Raw genomic sequence first — 16,654 nt, 5'->3', positions numbered from 1 at the left:
AGGCGTGGAAATGGTCATGCCGGGCGACAACGTGAAGATGGTTGTCACGCTGATCAACCCGGTCGCCATGGACGAAGGCCTGCGCTTCGCCATCCGCGAAGGCGGCCGTACCGTCGGCGCCGGCGTGGTCTCCAAGATCATCGCGTAATTTCGTCAAGCCGGCGGTTGCATAGCTCCGCCGGTCTCGCGAATGGCGGGCCGGGAACCTCGGTCCGCCTTCGCCGTCTAAGGGAAGGCAGTTTTTCAGTACGCCAGTAGCTCAATTGGCAGAGCAGCGGTCTCCAAAACCGCAGGTTGGGGGTTCGAGTCCCTCCTGGCGTGCCACTTCTCCCTTCCAGCGGCCATGCCATGCCGCCTCAGCAGCCAGAGCCGGATGAACAGCAAGATCGAGCATTCCAAGGACAACACCTCTACCGGGGGTGACATCGTCAAGTACGCCGCCGCAACTCTTCTGGTGCTGGCGGGTCTTTTTGCTTGGTACTGGTTCGGCACCCCCGAGCATGCGTCCCAGAGTGCATGGGCCGGTCCGCTTCGCGGTCTGGCCGTTGTCGTTGGCCTGGTGGCCGGCGTTGGCGTGTTCATGATGACCGGCAAAGGTCGCGACACGCGTGAGTTCCTTTCCGAATCGCGTTTCGAACTGCGCAAGGTTGTCTGGCCGACCCGCCAGGAAGCCATCCGCATGACCTGGGTGGTGATCGTGGTTGTGATCATCCTCAGCCTGCTGCTGGGCGGATTTGATTTCCTGATTCAGAAAGCGACCCAGTGGTTCCTGGGTCGATAAGGAGAAACCAGTGAAGCGTTGGTACGTCGTTCACGCCTATTCGGGCTTCGAAAAGTCGGTTGCGCAGGCTCTGCGCGATCGCATCGTGCGTGACGAGATGCAGGAGCGCTTCGGTGATGTCCTGGTCCCGACCGAGGAAGTGGTCGAAATGCGTTCCGGCCAGAAGCGCCGTTCCGAGCGCAAGTTCTTCCCGGGTTACGTGCTGGTCCAGATCGAGACCCACGAAGAAAACGGCATTCCGCGTATCGACAACGAAAGCTGGCACCTTGTGAAGGACACCTCCAAGGTGATGGGCTTCATCGGCGGCACCGCCGACCGTCCGTTGCCGATCCGTGACGAAGAGGCTGCTGCCATCCTCGATCGCGTTCAGGAAGGCGTCGAAAAGCCGCGTCCGAAGGTCCTGTTCGAGCCGGGCCAGATGGTCCGCGTCACCGAAGGCCCGTTCAACGACTTCAATGGCGTGGTCGAGGAAGTCAACTACGAGAAGAGCCGTCTGCGCGTCTCGGTGCTGATCTTCGGTCGTGCCACCCCGGTCGAACTCGAGTTCGGCCAGGTCGAAAAGCAGGCCTGATGCGCCTGTCCGGACCGGCGGGGCATGCCCCGCGGTCCGACCCATATGCCTGTACAGGCATGTGAAGAAAAAACCTGATATAGTGCGCGGCTTCCTGCCAGGAAGCTGGCAAAAAGCAAGGGCCGCCGCAAGGTGGCCTTCTGCGTGAATTCAAAACGCGATGCCGGGACGCGTGATTCCCGGTCCGATGGGGAGCCTGTTGTCGCAAGGCGCTAGCACCCGGAGAGTACTCACATGGCAAAGAAAGTTGTCGGTTACATCAAGCTGCAGGTGAAGGCCGGTCAGGCCAACCCCTCGCCGCCGGTCGGTCCTGCGCTGGGTCAGCGCGGCCTGAACATCATGGAATTCTGCAAGGCCTTCAATGCCGCCACGCAGAAGCATGAGCCGGGCCTGCCGGTCCCGGTCATCATCACGGCCTACTCGGACCGTACGTTCACCTTCATCACCAAGAGCACCCCGGCCGCCGTGCTGCTCAAGAAGGCTGCAGGCATCTCCTCAGGCTCCAAGCGCCCGAACACCGACAAGGTGGGCAAGGTGACCCGTAAGCAGCTGGAAGAAATCGCCAAGACCAAGGAAGCCGACCTGACGGCCGCCGACCTGGACGCCGCGGTGCGCACGATTGCCGGTTCTGCCCGTTCCATGGGCCTCGTGGTGGAGGGTTAAGAAGATGGCACAGACCAAGCGTGAGAAGGCCATCAAGGCCGCCGTCGTCCCGGGTAAGGCATATGCCTTCGAGGACGCCATCAAGATCCTGAAGACCGCTACCAAGGCCAAGTTCGTCGAGTCCTTCGACGTCGCTGTGCGCCTGGGCGTGGACGCCAAGAAGTCCGACCAGCAGGTGCGCGGTTCCACCGTGCTGCCGGCCGGTACCGGCAAGAGCGTGCGCGTTGCCGTCTTCGCCCCGGCCGGTGCCAAGGCTGACGAAGCCCTGGCCGCTGGCGCCGAAGCCGTCGGCATGGACGACCTGGCCGAGAAGATGCAGGCCGGCGATCTGAACTACGACGTCGTCATCGCCACCCCGGACGCCATGCGCGTCGTGGGTAAGCTGGGCACCGTGCTCGGCCCGCGCGGCCTGATGCCGAACCCGAAGGTCGGCACCGTCTCGGCCAACCCGGGTGAAGCCGTCAAGAATGCCAAGTCGGGTCAGGTGCGTTACCGCACCGACAAGGCCGGCATCATCCATTGCACCATCGGCAAGGCCGACTTCGCCGAAGACGCGCTGAAGTCGAACCTGCAGGCGCTGCTGATGGACCTGATCAAGGCCAAGCCGGCCACCTCGAAGGGCACCTACCTGCAGAAGGTTTCGGTCAGCTCGACGATGGGCCCGGGCGTCACCGTCGACCAGTCGTCGCTGACCCTGAAGTAATCGTTTCAAGCGGGTGCCGGGCCCAGGTCCGGTACCCGCGATATTTGAAGGCAATCCGAGTGGGGTCCGCCCCGCGACGATAGCCGTCAAAGACCGCAGGCGCGGTCAGTACGTACCGGCGACGGGCAGGGATGCTCGCTTTGGCAAGGAGTCGCCGCCGGCGCAGTACCGACCGCTTAATCGATTCCCCCGGGAATCACCCTGCGTAGATGGTGCCCTTCTGGAGTTTTTCTGGTTTACGCACGTCTGGGTTTACCCAGGTTGGCCATCCAGGTCTAGAACGGCCCACCCTTGGAACATCACCTGATGTTCCCGGCGTCCAGGATGGATACCGCCCAGGACCGCGCGCGGCAGGAGCCGTAAGCGGAGTTCAATTGGAGGAGTGCAATGGCTCTCAATCTGTCCCAGAAGCAAGAAGTAGTCGCGGAGCTGGCAGAAGTCGCCGCCAAGGCTCACTCCTTGATCGCAGCCGAATACGCTGGCACCACGGTCTCCCAGATGACCGCGATGCGCAAGCAGGCACGCGAAACCGGCGTTTTCTTGAAAGTTGTCAAGAACACGCTGGCAGCACGTGCAGTGGAAGGTACCGAATACGAATGCGCCAAAGACGCGCTCGTCGGTCCGCTGCTGTACGCGTTCTCGCTCGAGGAGCCCGGCGCAGCCGGTCGCCTGATCAAGGATTTTGCCAAGACCAACGACAAGCTGCAGGCAAAGGTCGTGGCCATCGGCGGGGAACTGTTCCCGGCTGGCCATGTCGACGTGCTGGCCTCGCTGCCGACCCGTGATCAGGCCCTGGCCATGCTGGCCCGCGTCCTGTCCGAGCCGGTCACGATGTTCGCCCGTGCCGTCAAGGCCGTGGCCGACAAGCAGGGTGGCGGTGAAACCGCTGACGCTGCCGAGCCGGTCGCCGAAACCGCCTGAGTCGACGTTTCCGTGGTTCCTGACGGAACCTCAACCCAGAAAATTATCCAAAGGTAATCAAAATGTCCCTTACCAACGAACAGATCGTCGACGCAATCGCCGAGAAGTCCCTGATGGAAGTGATGGAGCTGGTCAAGGCCATCGAAGAGAAGTTCGGCGTCTCCGCCGCTGCTCCGGTCGCCGCCGCTGTGGCTGGCCCGGCTGCCGTCGTTGAAGAGCAGACCGAATTCGACGTCATCCTGAAGTCGGCTGGCGACAAGAAGGTCGAAGTGATTAAGGCTGTCCGCGCCATCACCGGCCTGGGCCTGAAGGAAGCCAAGGACCTGGCAGAAGCCGGCGGCATGATCAAGGAAGCCGCTTCGAAGGACGACGCTGCCAAGTTCAAGAAGGACCTGGAAGCTGCTGGCGCGACTGTCGAAGTCAAGTAAGCAGTTCCTTGCCTCGCCATCGAATCACGGCGATGCAGCCAAGGCTGGGGGCGTAAGCCCCCGGCCTTTGGTCGTTGTTGCGACAACGGCCGGTAGAGCCGACCGTTGGTCGGCTGACCTTTCCGGCCCCAGGCCGGCGAGTTGGCAGTTGGAAGTAGCGGGAGAAGGCGTGCTGGTGCCGGCAATACCAGCGACTTCCAACTGACAATTTTCATGTTCCCTTCGGGCCGCGCCTGTACGGCGGCCCGCACAGCCAAGGTGAGACCCCATGACGTCATATTCGTTCACCGAAAAGAAGCGTATCCGCAAGGATTTCGGCAAGCAGCGCTCGATCCTCGAAGTGCCTTTCCTGCTCGCCATCCAGGTGGATTCCTACCGTGAATTCCTGCAGGAAAACATCGATCCGGCCAAGCGCCGCGATCTGGGCCTGCACGCCGCCCTGAAGTCGGTCTTCCCGATCGCCAGCTACAGCGGCAACGCCGCGCTGGAATACGTCGGTTACAAGCTGGGCGAACCAGTGTTCGACGAGCGCGAGTGCCGCCAGCGTGGCATGAGCTACGGCGCGCCGCTGCGCGTGACCGTGCGCCTGGTGATCTACGACCGCGAGTCGTCGACCAAGGCCATCAAGTACGTGAAGGAGCAGGAGGTCTACCTCGGCGAAATCCCGCTGATGACCGACAACGGCACCTTCATCGTGAACGGTACCGAGCGCGTCATCGTGTCGCAGCTGCACCGTTCGCCGGGCGTGTTCTTCGACCACGACCGTGGCAAGACCCACAGCTCGGGCAAGCTGCTGTACAGCGCCCGCATCATCCCGTACCGCGGCTCCTGGCTGGACTTCGAGTTCGACCCGAAGGACGCCCTGTTCACCCGTATCGACCGTCGCCGCAAGCTGCCGGTGTCGATCCTGCTGCGTGCGCTGGGGTACAGCAACGAAGAAATGCTGGCCGAGTTCTTCGAGATCAACACCTTCCACATCAACCCCGATGAAGGTGTGCAGCTCGAACTGGTGGCCGAGCGCCTGCGCGGCGAGACCCTGAACTTCGACCTGGCCGACGGCGACAAGGTCATCGTCGAAGCCGGCAAGCGCATCACCGCGCGCCACGTCAAGCAGCTGGAAGCCTCGGGCATCGCCGCCCTGGCCGTGCCGGACGACTACATCGTCGGCCGCATCCTGTCGCACGACGTGGTGGACGCCAACACCGGTGAACTGCTGGCCCAGGCCAACGATGAAATCACCGACGAACAGCTGCAGGCCTTCCGCAAGGCCGGCGTCGATGCCGTGGGCACCCTGTGGGTGAACGACCTGGATCGTGGCCCGTACCTGTCCAACACCCTGCGCATCGATCCGACCAAGACCCAGCTGGAAGCCCTGGTCGAGATCTACCGCATGATGCGTCCGGGCGAGCCGCCGACCAAGGATGCCGCGCAGAACCTGTTCCACAACCTGTTCTTCACCTTCGAGCGCTACGACCTGTCCACGGTCGGCCGCATGAAGTTCAACCGCCGTGTCGGCCGCAAGGAAGTCACCGGCGAAGCCGTGCTGTACGACCGCAAGTACTTCGGTGAGCGCAACGACGAAGAGTCCAAGCGCCTGGTCGCCGAGCACGCCGACAGCTCCGACATCCTGGACGTGATCAAGGTCCTGACCGAGATCCGCAACGGCCGTGGCGTCGTCGATGACATCGACCACCTGGGCAACCGTCGCGTGCGTTCGGTCGGTGAAATGGCCGAGAACGTGTTCCGCGTGGGCCTGGTCCGCGTCGAGCGCGCGGTCAAGGAGCGCCTGTCGATGGCCGAATCCGAAGGCCTGACCCCGCAGGAGCTGATCAACGCCAAGCCGGTCGCCGCAGCCATCAAGGAGTTCTTCGGCTCCTCGCAGCTGTCGCAGTTCATGGATCAGAACAATCCGCTGTCGGAAGTGACCCACAAGCGTCGCGTCTCGGCCCTGGGCCCGGGCGGCCTGACCCGTGAGCGCGCCGGCTTCGAAGTGCGCGACGTGCACCCGACCCATTACGGCCGCGTCTGCACCATCGAAACCCCGGAAGGCCCGAACATCGGCCTGATCAACTCGCTGGCCGTGTACGCCCGCACCAACCAGTACGGTTTCCTCGAGACCCCGTACCGCAAGGTCGCCGACGGCAAGGTGTCCGACGAGATCGAGTTCCTGTCGGCCATCGAGGAAAACGAGTACGTCATCGCCCAGGCCAACGCCCTGACCGATGCCAAGAGCATGCTCACCGAGCAGTTCGTGCCGTGCCGTTTCCAGGGTGAGTCGCTGCTCAAGCCGCCGGCCGAAGTCCACTTCATGGACGTCTCGCCGATGCAGACCGTGTCGATCGCTGCCGCGCTCGTCCCGTTCCTGGAGCACGATGACGCCAACCGTGCACTGATGGGCGCCAACATGCAGCGCCAGGCCGTGCCGACCCTGCGTGCGCAGAAGCCGCTGGTGGGTACCGGCATCGAACGCGCCGTGGCCCGTGACTCGGGTGTGACCGTGAACGCCCGTCGTGGCGGCGAGATCGTGCAGATCGACGCCGGCCGCATCGTGGTCAAGGTCAACGAGGCCGAGATCACCGACGCGACCGACGCCGGCGTGGACATCTACAACCTGATCAAGTACACCCGCTCCAACCAGAACACCTGCATCAACCAGCGTCCGCTGGTCGAAGTGGGCAACGTGGTGGCGCGTGGCGACGTGCTGGCCGACGGTCCGTCCACCGACATCGGCGAACTGGCCCTGGGCCAGAACATGCTGATCGCCTTCATGCCGTGGAACGGCTACAACTTCGAAGACTCCATCCTGCTTTCCGAGCGCGTGGTGGAAGAGGATCGTTACACCACGATCCACATCGAAGAGCTGACCTGCGTCGCGCGTGACACCAAGCTGGGGCCGGAGGAAATCTCCGCCGACATCCCGAACGTCTCCGAGCAGGCCCTGAACCGCCTGGACGAGAGCGGCGTGGTGTACATCGGTGCCGAAGTGCGCGCCGGCGACATCATGGTCGGCAAGGTCACCCCGAAGGGCGAAAGCCAGCTGACCCCGGAAGAGAAGCTGCTGCGCGCGATCTTCGGCGAGAAGGCCTCGGACGTGAAGGACAGCTCGCTGCGCGTGCCGCCGGGCATGGACGGCACCGTCATCGACGTGCAGGTCTTCACCCGCGACGGCATCGAGAAGGACAAGCGTGCGCGCCAGATCGAGGAAAACGAGATCAAGCGCGTCAAGAAGGACTTCGACGACCAGTTCCGCATCCTGGAAGCGGCCATCTACGCCCGTCTGCGTTCGCAGATCGTGGGCAAGGTGGTCAACGGTGGTGCCGGCCTGAAGAAGGGCGACAGCGTCACCGACGCCTACCTGGACGGCCTGAAGAAGGCCGACTGGTTCGTGCTGCGCATGAAGGACGACGACGCCGCCGAAGCCATCGAACGCGCCCAGAAGCAGATCCAGGCGCACGAGAAGGAATTCGAGCGTCGCTTCGCCGACAAGCGCGGCAAGATCACCGCCGGTGACGACCTCGCCCCGGGCGTGCTGAAGATGGTCAAGGTGTTCCTGGCCGTGAAGCGTCGCATCCAGCCGGGCGACAAGATGGCAGGCCGCCACGGCAACAAGGGTGTGGTCTCCAACGTGGTGCCGGTCGAGGACATGCCGTACATGGCCTCGGGCGAGACCGTGGACATCGTGCTGAACCCGCTGGGCGTGCCGTCGCGTATGAACATCGGCCAGATCCTGGAAGTGCACCTGGGCTGGGCCGCCAAGGGCCTGGGTCGCAAGATCCAGGGCATGCTGGAAGCCCAGGCCGCGATCAACGACCTGCGCAAGTTCCTGGACGATGTCTACAACCACGACAAGACCCAGCACGCCAACCACGTCGACCTGACCCAGTTCAGCGACGAGGAGCTGCTGCGCCTGGCCGGCAACCTGACCGACGGCGTGCCGATGGCCACCCCGGTGTTCGACGGTGCCACCGAAGCCGAGATCAAGCACATGCTTGCCCTGGCCGACCTGCCGCTGAGCGGCCAGACCCAGCTGTATGACGGCCGCACCGGTGAGGCATTCGATCGCCACACCACCGTCGGCTACATGCACTACCTGAAGCTGAACCACCTGGTCGACGACAAGATGCACGCCCGTTCGACCGGCCCGTACTCGCTCGTTACCCAGCAGCCGCTGGGCGGCAAGGCGCAGTTCGGCGGCCAGCGCTTCGGTGAAATGGAAGTCTGGGCGCTGGAAGCCTACGGCGCGGCGTACACCCTGCAGGAAATGCTGACGGTGAAGTCCGATGACGTGCAGGGCCGCAACCAGATGTACAAGAACATCGTCGACGGTGAGCACGAGATGGTCGCGGGCATGCCGGAGTCCTTCAACGTTCTCGTGAAGGAAATCCGCTCGCTGGCCATCAACATGGAACTGGAAGACAACTGATCGTGCAGGCGCGGCTGCCCCGGCAGCCGCGCCGCCGGAAGTGACTCGACAGCCCCATCGACAAGATTTCCTCCTTTCGGAGAAACACCATGAAAGACTTGCTGAACCTCTTCAACCAGCAGCGCCAGACGCTGGACTTCGACGCGATCAAGATCGCGCTGGCCTCGCCGGACCTGATCCGTTCGTGGTCCTTCGGCGAAGTGAAGAAGCCGGAAACCATCAACTACCGTACCTTCAAGCCGGAGCGTGACGGCCTGTTCTGCGCCGCCATCTTCGGGCCGGTCAAGGACTACGAGTGCCTGTGCGGCAAGTACAAGCGCATGAAGCACCGCGGCGTGGTCTGCGAAAAGTGCGGCACCGAAGTCACCCTGGCCAAGGTGCGCCGCGAGCGCATGGGCCACATCGACCTGGCCTCGCCGGTCGCGCACATCTGGTTCCTCAAGTCGCTGCCGTCGCGCATCGGCCTGATGCTGGACATGACCCTGCGTGACATCGAGCGCGTGCTGTACTTCGAAGCGTACGTGGTGACCGAGCCGGGCCTGACCGCCCTGGAGCGCCGCCAGCTGCTGACCGAAGAACAGTACCTGCAGGCGCGCCAGGAGCACGGCGACGACTTCGACGCCGCCATGGGCGCCGAGGCCGTGTACGAACTGCTGCGCACGATCGACCTGCAGTCGGAAATGACCCGCCTGCGCGAAGAAATCGCCAGCACCGGTTCGGAAACCAAGCTCAAGCGACTGACCAAGCGCATCAAGCTGGTCGAGGCCTTCCTCGAGTCGGGCAACCGTCCGGAGTGGATGGTCATGACCGTGCTGCCGGTGCTGCCGCCGGACCTGCGTCCGCTGGTCCCGCTGGACGGCGGCCGCTTCGCGACCTCCGACCTGAACGACCTGTACCGCCGCGTCATCAACCGCAACAACCGCCTGCGCCGCCTGCTCGAGCTGAACGCGCCGGACATCATCGTGCGCAATGAAAAGCGCATGCTGCAGGAATCGGTCGATGCGCTGCTGGACAACGGCCGTCGCGGCCGTGCCATCACCGGCACCAACAAGCGCCCGCTGAAGTCGCTGGCCGACATGATCAAGGGCAAGCAGGGCCGCTTCCGCCAGAACCTGCTGGGCAAGCGCGTCGACTACTCGGGCCGTTCGGTCATCGTGGTCGGTCCGTACCTGCGCCTGCACCAGTGCGGCCTGCCGAAGAAGATGGCGCTCGAGCTGTTCAAGCCGTTCGTCTTCGCCAAGCTGCAGCGTCGTGGCCTGGCCACCACCATCAAGGCCGCCAAGAAGCTGGTCGAGCGCGAAGAAGCCGAAGTCTGGGACATCCTGGAAGAGGTCATCCGCGAACACCCGGTCATGCTGAACCGTGCGCCGACCCTGCACCGTCTGGGCATCCAGGCGTTCGAGCCGGTCCTGATCGAAGGCAAGGCCATCCAGCTGCACCCGCTGGTCTGCACCGCGTTCAACGCCGACTTCGACGGTGACCAGATGGCCGTCCACGTGCCGCTCTCGCTGGAAGCCCAGCTGGAAGCGCGTGCGCTGATGATGTCCACCAACAACATCCTGTCGCCGGCCAACGGCGAGCCGATCATCGTGCCGTCGCAGGACGTGGTGCTGGGTCTGTACTACATGACCCGCTCGCTGGAAAACAAGAAAGGCGAGGGCATGGCCTTCGCCAACATCGCCGAAGTCAAGCGCGCCTACGACAACCGCGTGGTGGAACTGCACGCGCGCGTCAAGGTCCGCATCACCGAGGTGGTGACCGACGAAGACGGCAACAAGCAGAACAAGACCTCGATCGTGGACACCACGATCGGTCGCGCCCTGCTGGCTGAAATCCTGCCGGAAGGCCTGCCGTTCGCGCTGGCCAACACCGAGCTGACCAAGAAGAACATCAGCCGCCTGATCAACTCCAGCTACCGCCAGCTGGGCTTGAAGGACACGGTCGTGTTCGCCGACAAGCTGATGTACACCGGCTTCGCCTACGCAACCCGCGCCGGCGTGTCGATCGGCATCGACGACATGCTGATCCCGGACGAGAAGAAGGGCATCCTCACCGAGGCCGAAGCCGAAGTGCTGGAAATCCAGGAGCAGTACCAGTCGGGCCTGGTCACCGCCGGCGAGCGCTACAACAAGGTCGTCGACATCTGGTCGCGTACCAATGAACGCATCGCCAAGGCGATGATGGACACCATCGGTACCGAGAAGGTCGTCAATGCCAAGGGCGAGACCATCGACCAGAAGTCGATGAACTCCCTGTACATCATGGCCGACTCCGGTGCACGAGGCAGCCAGGCGCAGATCCGCCAGCTGGCCGGTATGCGTGGCCTGATGGCGCGACCGGATGGCTCGATCATCGAAACGCCCATCAAGGCGAACTTCCGTGAAGGCCTGAACGTGCAGGAGTACTTCAACTCCACCCACGGTGCCCGTAAGGGTCTGGCCGATACCGCGCTGAAGACCGCCAACTCGGGTTACCTGACCCGTCGTCTGGTGGACGTGGCGCAGGACGTGGTCATCACCGAGGTGGATTGCGGTACCACCGAAGGCCTGACCATGACCCCGATCGTGGAAGGCGGCGACGTCGTGGAGCCGTTGAAGGAGCGCGTGCTGGGTCGCGTGGTTGCCGAGGACGTGTTCCTGCCGGGCAATGACGAAGATCCGATCGTGACCCGCAACACGCTGCTGGACGAAGCGTGGGTGGCCAAGCTTGAAGACGCCAGCGTGCAGTCGGTGAAGGTCCGTTCGACCATCTCCTGCGCCTCGCCCTTCGGCGTCTGCGCCCACTGCTACGGCCGCGATCTGGCCCGTGGCCACATCGTCAACATCGGTGAAGCGGTCGGCGTCATCGCCGCGCAGTCGATCGGTGAGCCGGGTACCCAGCTGACCATGCGTACGTTCCACATCGGTGGTGCGGCGTCGCGTGCGGCTGCGGTGGACAACATCACCGTCAAGACCACCGGCTCGGTGAAGTTCAACAACCTCAAGTCGGTCGAGCACGCCAGCGGTTCGCTGGTGGCGGTCTCGCGTTCGGGCGAAATGTCGGTGCTCGACGCCCACGGCCGTGAGCGTGAGCGTTACAAGCTGCCGTACGGTGCGACCATCACGTCCAAGGACGGCGATGCGGTCAAGGCTGGCCAGACCGTGGCCAACTGGGATCCGCATAACCACCCGATCGTGTCGGAAGTGGCGGGTTTCATCCGCTTCATCGACTTCATCGACGGCGTCACCGTCATCGAGAAGACCGACGAACTGACCGGCCTGGCGTCGCGTGAAATCACCGACCCGAAGCGTCGTGGTTCGCAGGCCAAGGACCTGCGTCCGATCGTGCGTATCGTGGATGCCAAGGGCAATGACCTGACCATCCCGAACACCGATCTGCCGGCCCAGTACCTGCTGCCGCCGCGTTCCATCGTCAACCTGCAGGACGGCGCCGCCGTCGGCGTGGGCGACGTGGTCGCCAAGATCCCGCAGGAAGCGTCCAAGACCCGTGACATCACCGGTGGTCTGCCGCGCGTGGCCGATCTGTTCGAAGCGCGCAAGCCGAAGGATCCGGCGATCCTGGCCGAGCGTTCGGGCATCATCAGCTTCGGCAAGGACACCAAGGGCAAGCAGCGCCTGATCATCAAGGACACCGATGGTTCCGAGCACGAAGAGCTGATCCCGAAGTACCGCCAGGTGATCGTGTTCGAAGGCGAGCACGTGACCAAGGGCGAAACCATCGTGGACGGCGAGCCGAGCCCGCAGGACATCCTGCGTCTGCTGGGTGTCGAGCCGCTGGCGGCCTACCTGGTCAAGGAAATCCAGGACGTGTACCGCCTGCAGGGCGTGAAGATCAACGACAAGCACATTGAAGTGATCACCCGCCAGATGCTGCGCAAGGTCGAGATCACCGACCAGGGCAGCAGCAAGTTCCTGAATGGCGAGCAGGCCGAGCGCCAGCGCGTCATCGAGGAAAACGCACGCCTGACCAGCCGCAACGAGCTCATCGCCCGTTTCGATCCGGTCCTGCTGGGCATCACCAAGGCCTCGCTGGCCACCGAGTCGTTCATCTCGGCGGCGTCGTTCCAGGAGACCACCCGCGTGCTGACCGAAGCGGCCGTTCGCGGCACCTCGGACAACCTGCGCGGTCTGAAGGAAAACGTCATCGTCGGCCGTCTGATCCCGGCCGGTACCGGCCTGGCTTACCACGCCAACCGTCGCCGCAACGCGTCGGGCCTGACCGATTCGGAAATGCAGACCCTGTCCGGCAGTGCGCCGGTCGTGGTCGAAGCGCCGGCGGCCGTGGTCGAGTCGACCGAAGCTGAACAGGCTCCGGGCAGCGACGAGTAATACGCGGGCCCGGCTCCGGCCGGGTCGGCGGCAGGGCAGGGCACCGACGCCGGTCGGCGCCCGCCCGGCACCGGGTCCGGCCAGCGGTCGGACCGATGAATCAGCAGCGTCGGCCACTGGTCGGACGCCTGCCGATGAGGTAGGATGCCGGCCGGTCTTGCAAAGGACCGGCTTGACAACCTGAACGGGGGGCATGGAGAAGGCTCCCCTGTAACGGCCCGGGATCAGGGCTGGCTTGGCGCGTGCGCATTTGACTGCGTTTTCGCCAGGTTGCTACAATCGTCTGTCTCAGCAGGCCGGTTTCTCGCCTGCTCGCACATTTCCGCATTCAATGGCCAGTTTTTTCATTGGCCTCTCTCAGAAGAACATACTGATGGCGACGATCAATCAGCTTGTCCGCAAGCCGCGGCAGGCAACCACTTATAAGAGTGCCTCCCCGGCCCTCGATAAGTGCCCCCAGCGCCGTGGCGTCTGCACGCGCGTGTACACCACCACTCCGAAGAAGCCGAACTCGGCGCTTCGCAAGGTTGCCAAGGTTCGCCTGACCAACCAGGAAGAAGTGATTAGCTACATCGGCGGCGAAGGCCACAACCTGCAGGAACACTCCGTGGTCCTGATCCGTGGCGGTCGCGTCAAGGATCTGCCGGGTGTGCGTTACCACACCGTGCGTGGCTCGCTGGACGCCTCCGGCGTTGCCAAGCGTCGCCAGGGCCGTTCCAAGTACGGCGCCAAGCGTCCGAAGAGCTAAGGGAAAGTACACATGTCTCGTAAAGGTAATACGCCGCAGCGCTCTGTCCTGCCGGATCCGAAGCACGGAAGTGAAACCATCGCTCGTTTCATCAACATGGTGATGCTGAGCGGCAAGAAGTCGGTCGCTGAAAAGATCGTCTACGGTGCCATGGACGTGATCGGCGAAAAGAACCCGAACTCCGTCGAGCTGGTGCAGAAGGCTCTGGACAACGTGGCTCCGTCGGTCGAAGTCAAGTCCCGCCGTGTCGGTGGTGCCACCTACCAGGTGCCCGTCGAAGTGCGTTCGTCGCGCAAGATGGCCCTGGCCATGCGTTGGCTGATCGACTCGGCGCGTAAGCGTGGTGAAAACACCATGCCGAAGAAGCTGGCTGCAGAACTGCTGGACGCCTCGGAAAACCGTGGCGGCGCGATCAAGAAGCGCGAAGAAACCCACCGCATGGCCGAAGCCAACAAGGCATTCGCCCACTACCGCTGGTGAGTTTGACGGCCTTGCAAAACAGGCGCGGCGGCACGACTTAGTGCCGCCTCGCGGCACCTGGGGTGCCGCGCCAATCCGAAGGCCGCCGAAAGGCGGCGTTCGGCCATCCGAATTCCAAGAAATCGAGAGGCTCCCGTGGCCCGCAACACTCCCATCGAGCGTTACCGCAACTTCGGCATCATGGCTCACATCGATGCCGGCAAGACCACCACGTCCGAGCGCATCCTGTTCTACACCGGCAAGAGCCACAAGATCGGTGAAGTGCACGACGGCGCTGCCACCATGGACTGGATGGAGCAGGAGCAGGAGCGTGGCATCACGATCCAGTCCGCTGCCACCACCGCGTTCTGGAAGGGCATGGACAAGTCCCTGCCGGAGCACCGCTTCAACATCATCGACACCCCCGGGCACGTCGACTTCACCATCGAAGTCGAGCGTTCGCTGCGCGTGCTCGACGGTGCCGTCTTCGTGCTGTGCGCCGTCGGTGGCGTCCAGCCGCAGTCGGAAACCGTGTGGCGCCAGGCCAACCGGTACAAGGTGCCGCGCATTGCGTTCGTCAACAAGATGGACCGCACCGGCGCGAACTTCACCAAGGTCGTTGGCCAGCTGAAGGCCAAGCTGGGCGCCGTCGCCGTGCCGATGCAGCTGCCGATCGGCGCTGAAGAAGGCTTCAAGGGCGTCGTCGACCTGATCAAGATGAAGGCCATCCATTGGGATGAAGCCTCGCAGGGCATGAAGTTCGAGTACCTGGAGATCCCGGCCGACATGCAGGCGGAGGCCGAAGAGGCCCGCACCTACATGATCGAAGCCGCGGCTGAAGCCAGCGAAGAGCTGATGGAAAAGTACCTGGGCGGCGAAGAGCTGACCGAGGCCGAGATCGTCGAAGCCCTGCGCGTGCGCACCCTGGCCACCGACATCGTGCCGATGTACTGCGGTTCGGCGTTCAAGAACAAGGGCGTGCAGGCCATGCTGGACGGCGTGGTGCAGCTGCTGCCGTCGCCGATCGACGTGCCGGACGTGACCGGTACCGACGTGGACGATGAAACCATCGCCCTGAGCCGCAAGTCCGACGACAAGGCGCCGTTCTCGGCGCTGGCCTTCAAGATCATCACCGACCCGTTCGTGGGCGCGCTGACCTTCTTCCGTGTCTACTCGGGCACGCTGAATGCCGGCGACCAGCTGCTGAACTCGGTGAAGGGCAAGAAGGAGCGCATCGGCCGCATCCTGCAGATGCACTCCAACGATCGTGAAGAAATCAAGGAAGTGCTGGCCGGTGACATCGCCGCGGCCGTGGGCCTGAAGGACACGACCACCGGTGACACCCTGTGCTCGCAGGACCACCCGATCATCCTGGAGCGCATGGTGTTCCCGGAGCCGGTCATCTCGATGGCCGTCGAACCGAAGACCAAGTCCGACCAGGAAAAGATGGGTCTGGCCCTCGGCCGTCTGGCCCAGGAAGATCCGTCGTTCCGCGTCAAGACCGACGAAGAATCCGGCCAGACCATCATCTCGGGCATGGGCGAGCTGCACCTGGACATCATCGTGGATCGCATGAAGCGCGAGTTCAACGTTGAAGCCAACGTCGGCAAGCCGCAGGTTGCGTACCGCGAAACGATCCAGATGTCGGACGTGAAGTCGGACTACAAGCACGCCAAGCAGTCCGGTGGTAAGGGTCAGTACGGTCACGTCGTGATCGAACTGTCGCCGATCACCGATGCCGATCGTGCCGACCCGAAGATCGCGCCGCTGATCAAGGACGACTTCCTGTTCATCAACGACATCACCGGTGGCGTGATTCCGAAGGAATTCATTCCGTCGATCGAAAAGGGCCTGCGCGAAACCATCACCAGCGGTCCGCTGGCGGGCTTCCCGGTCGTGGACGTCAAGGTCAAGCTGGTGTTCGGCTCGTACCACGACGTCGACTCCTCGGAAATGGCGTTCAAGCTGGCGTCCTCGATGGCCTTCAAGCAGGGCTTCCAGAAGGCCAAGCCGGTCCTGCTGGAGCCGATCATGAAGGTCGAGATCGTGACCCCGAGCGACTATCAGGGTGACGTGATGGGCGACGTGAGCCGTCGTCGCGGCATGCTCCAGGGTTCGAGCGTGACCGGTGACGGTTCGGCTGAAATCATCAACGCGATGATTCCGCTGGGCGAAATGTTCGGCTACGCCACCTCGCTGCGTTCGCAGACCCAGGGTCGCGCGACGTTCACGATGGAATTCGACCATTACGAGCCGGCTCCGTCGAACATCGCTGAAACCGTGATCAAGAAGTCCTGAGCGTAAGCTCGGGACTCCACCTCCTTCTTTTCTGATATCCAAGGTATACAACAATGGCAAAGGGTAAGTTCGAGCGCACCAAGCCGCACGTCAACGTCGGCACCATCGGTCACGTCGATCACGGCAAGACCACGCTGACCGCCGCACTGACCAAGATCGGTGCCGAGCGCTTCGGTGGCGAATTCAAGGATTACTCCGCGATCGACGCCGCGCCGGAAGAAAAGGCCCGTGGCATCACGATCTCGACCGCGCACGTCGAATACGAATCCACCGAGCGTCATTACGCCCACGTGGATTGCCCGGGCCATGCTGACTACGTCAAGAACATGAT

General features: G+C 63.4%; 13 protein-coding genes and 1 tRNA gene. All 14 read left to right on the top strand.

The window, feature by feature from the left end:
• Positions 1 to 148 (top strand): EF-Tu C-terminal domain-related protein (locus AC1DGC_RS20095; protein ID WP_478048678.1); only part of this gene is annotated, 148 nt, incomplete at its 5' end.
• A 100-nt stretch (positions 149 to 248) separates the two neighbouring features.
• Positions 249 to 324 (top strand) — tRNA-Trp (locus tag AC1DGC_RS20090).
• 49 nt (positions 325 to 373) lie between these two features.
• A complete protein-coding gene (secE, locus tag AC1DGC_RS20085) occupies positions 374 to 781 on the top strand; it encodes a preprotein translocase subunit SecE (protein WP_478048680.1) in 408 nt (135 codons plus the stop codon).
• A gap of 10 nt (positions 782 to 791) precedes the next feature.
• Positions 792 to 1,352, top strand: coding sequence for a transcription termination/antitermination protein NusG (nusG, locus tag AC1DGC_RS20080; protein ID WP_259210314.1), 561 nt, complete (start codon positions 792 to 794; stop codon positions 1,350 to 1,352).
• Positions 1,353 to 1,586: 234 nt separating this feature from the next.
• The gene (gene rplK, locus AC1DGC_RS20075; RefSeq protein WP_259210315.1) at positions 1,587 to 2,015 is read left to right on the top strand and encodes a 50S ribosomal protein L11; all 429 of its coding nucleotides are present in this window, start codon (positions 1,587 to 1,589) and stop codon (positions 2,013 to 2,015) included.
• Positions 2,016 to 2,019: 4 nt separating this feature from the next.
• Positions 2,020 to 2,718, top strand: a complete 699-nt coding sequence (gene rplA / locus AC1DGC_RS20070) for a 50S ribosomal protein L1 (RefSeq protein ID WP_017356003.1) — start codon at positions 2,020 to 2,022, stop codon at positions 2,716 to 2,718.
• Between the two features lie 387 nt (positions 2,719 to 3,105).
• Positions 3,106 to 3,639: a 50S ribosomal protein L10 gene (rplJ, locus tag AC1DGC_RS20065; RefSeq protein ID WP_259210316.1), complete on the top strand. Its 534-nt coding sequence runs from the start codon at positions 3,106 to 3,108 to the stop codon at positions 3,637 to 3,639.
• Positions 3,640 to 3,701: 62 nt separating this feature from the next.
• Entirely contained in the window at positions 3,702 to 4,067 is a 366-nt protein-coding gene (rplL, locus tag AC1DGC_RS20060) for a 50S ribosomal protein L7/L12 (protein ID WP_259210318.1), read from the top strand.
• A gap of 268 nt (positions 4,068 to 4,335) precedes the next feature.
• The gene (rpoB, locus tag AC1DGC_RS20055) at positions 4,336 to 8,490 is read left to right on the top strand and encodes a DNA-directed RNA polymerase subunit beta (protein ID WP_259210319.1); all 4,155 of its coding nucleotides are present in this window, start codon (positions 4,336 to 4,338) and stop codon (positions 8,488 to 8,490) included.
• An 89-nt stretch (positions 8,491 to 8,579) separates the two neighbouring features.
• Entirely contained in the window at positions 8,580 to 12,818 is a 4,239-nt protein-coding gene (gene rpoC, locus AC1DGC_RS20050; RefSeq protein ID WP_259210321.1) for a DNA-directed RNA polymerase subunit beta', read from the top strand.
• A gap of 373 nt (positions 12,819 to 13,191) precedes the next feature.
• Positions 13,192 to 13,566, top strand: a complete 375-nt coding sequence (rpsL, locus tag AC1DGC_RS20045; protein ID WP_017356008.1) for a 30S ribosomal protein S12 — start codon at positions 13,192 to 13,194, stop codon at positions 13,564 to 13,566.
• Positions 13,567 to 13,578: 12 nt separating this feature from the next.
• On the top strand, positions 13,579 to 14,046 hold the full coding sequence (rpsG, locus tag AC1DGC_RS20040) for a 30S ribosomal protein S7 (RefSeq protein ID WP_017356009.1): 468 nt from the start codon (positions 13,579 to 13,581) through the stop codon (positions 14,044 to 14,046).
• A 135-nt stretch (positions 14,047 to 14,181) separates the two neighbouring features.
• Complete coding sequence (fusA, locus tag AC1DGC_RS20035; protein WP_259210325.1) at positions 14,182 to 16,323, top strand: elongation factor G; 2,142 nt, start codon at positions 14,182 to 14,184, stop codon at positions 16,321 to 16,323.
• Between the two features lie 53 nt (positions 16,324 to 16,376).
• A partial coding sequence (locus AC1DGC_RS20030; protein ID WP_478047996.1) for a GTP-binding protein occupies positions 16,377 to 16,654 on the top strand: 278 nt, incomplete at its 3' end.

It is taken from the genome of Stenotrophomonas sp. 05N37 (assembly GCF_056397365.1).
The sequence above is the reverse complement of the archived record's forward strand: the minus strand, read 5'-3'. Positions and strand labels throughout refer to the sequence as shown.

Bases quoted from the DNA above. Each gene is read 5' to 3' on its own strand.
- secE (WP_478048680.1), top strand. From the start codon at position 374: ATGAACAGCAAGATCGAGCATTCCAAGGACAACACCTCTACCGGGGGT.
- rplK (WP_259210315.1), top strand. From the start codon at position 1,587: ATGGCAAAGAAAGTTGTCGGTTACATCAAGCTGCAGGTGAAGGCCGGT.
- rplA (WP_017356003.1), top strand. From the start codon at position 2,020: ATGGCACAGACCAAGCGTGAGAAGGCCATCAAGGCCGCCGTCGTCCCG.
- rplJ (WP_259210316.1), top strand. From the start codon at position 3,106: ATGGCTCTCAATCTGTCCCAGAAGCAAGAAGTAGTCGCGGAGCTGGCA.
- rplL (WP_259210318.1), top strand. From the start codon at position 3,702: ATGTCCCTTACCAACGAACAGATCGTCGACGCAATCGCCGAGAAGTCC.
- rpoB (WP_259210319.1), top strand. From the start codon at position 4,336: ATGACGTCATATTCGTTCACCGAAAAGAAGCGTATCCGCAAGGATTTC.
- rpoC (WP_259210321.1), top strand. From the start codon at position 8,580: ATGAAAGACTTGCTGAACCTCTTCAACCAGCAGCGCCAGACGCTGGAC.
- rpsL (WP_017356008.1), top strand. From the start codon at position 13,192: ATGGCGACGATCAATCAGCTTGTCCGCAAGCCGCGGCAGGCAACCACT.
- rpsG (WP_017356009.1), top strand. From the start codon at position 13,579: ATGTCTCGTAAAGGTAATACGCCGCAGCGCTCTGTCCTGCCGGATCCG.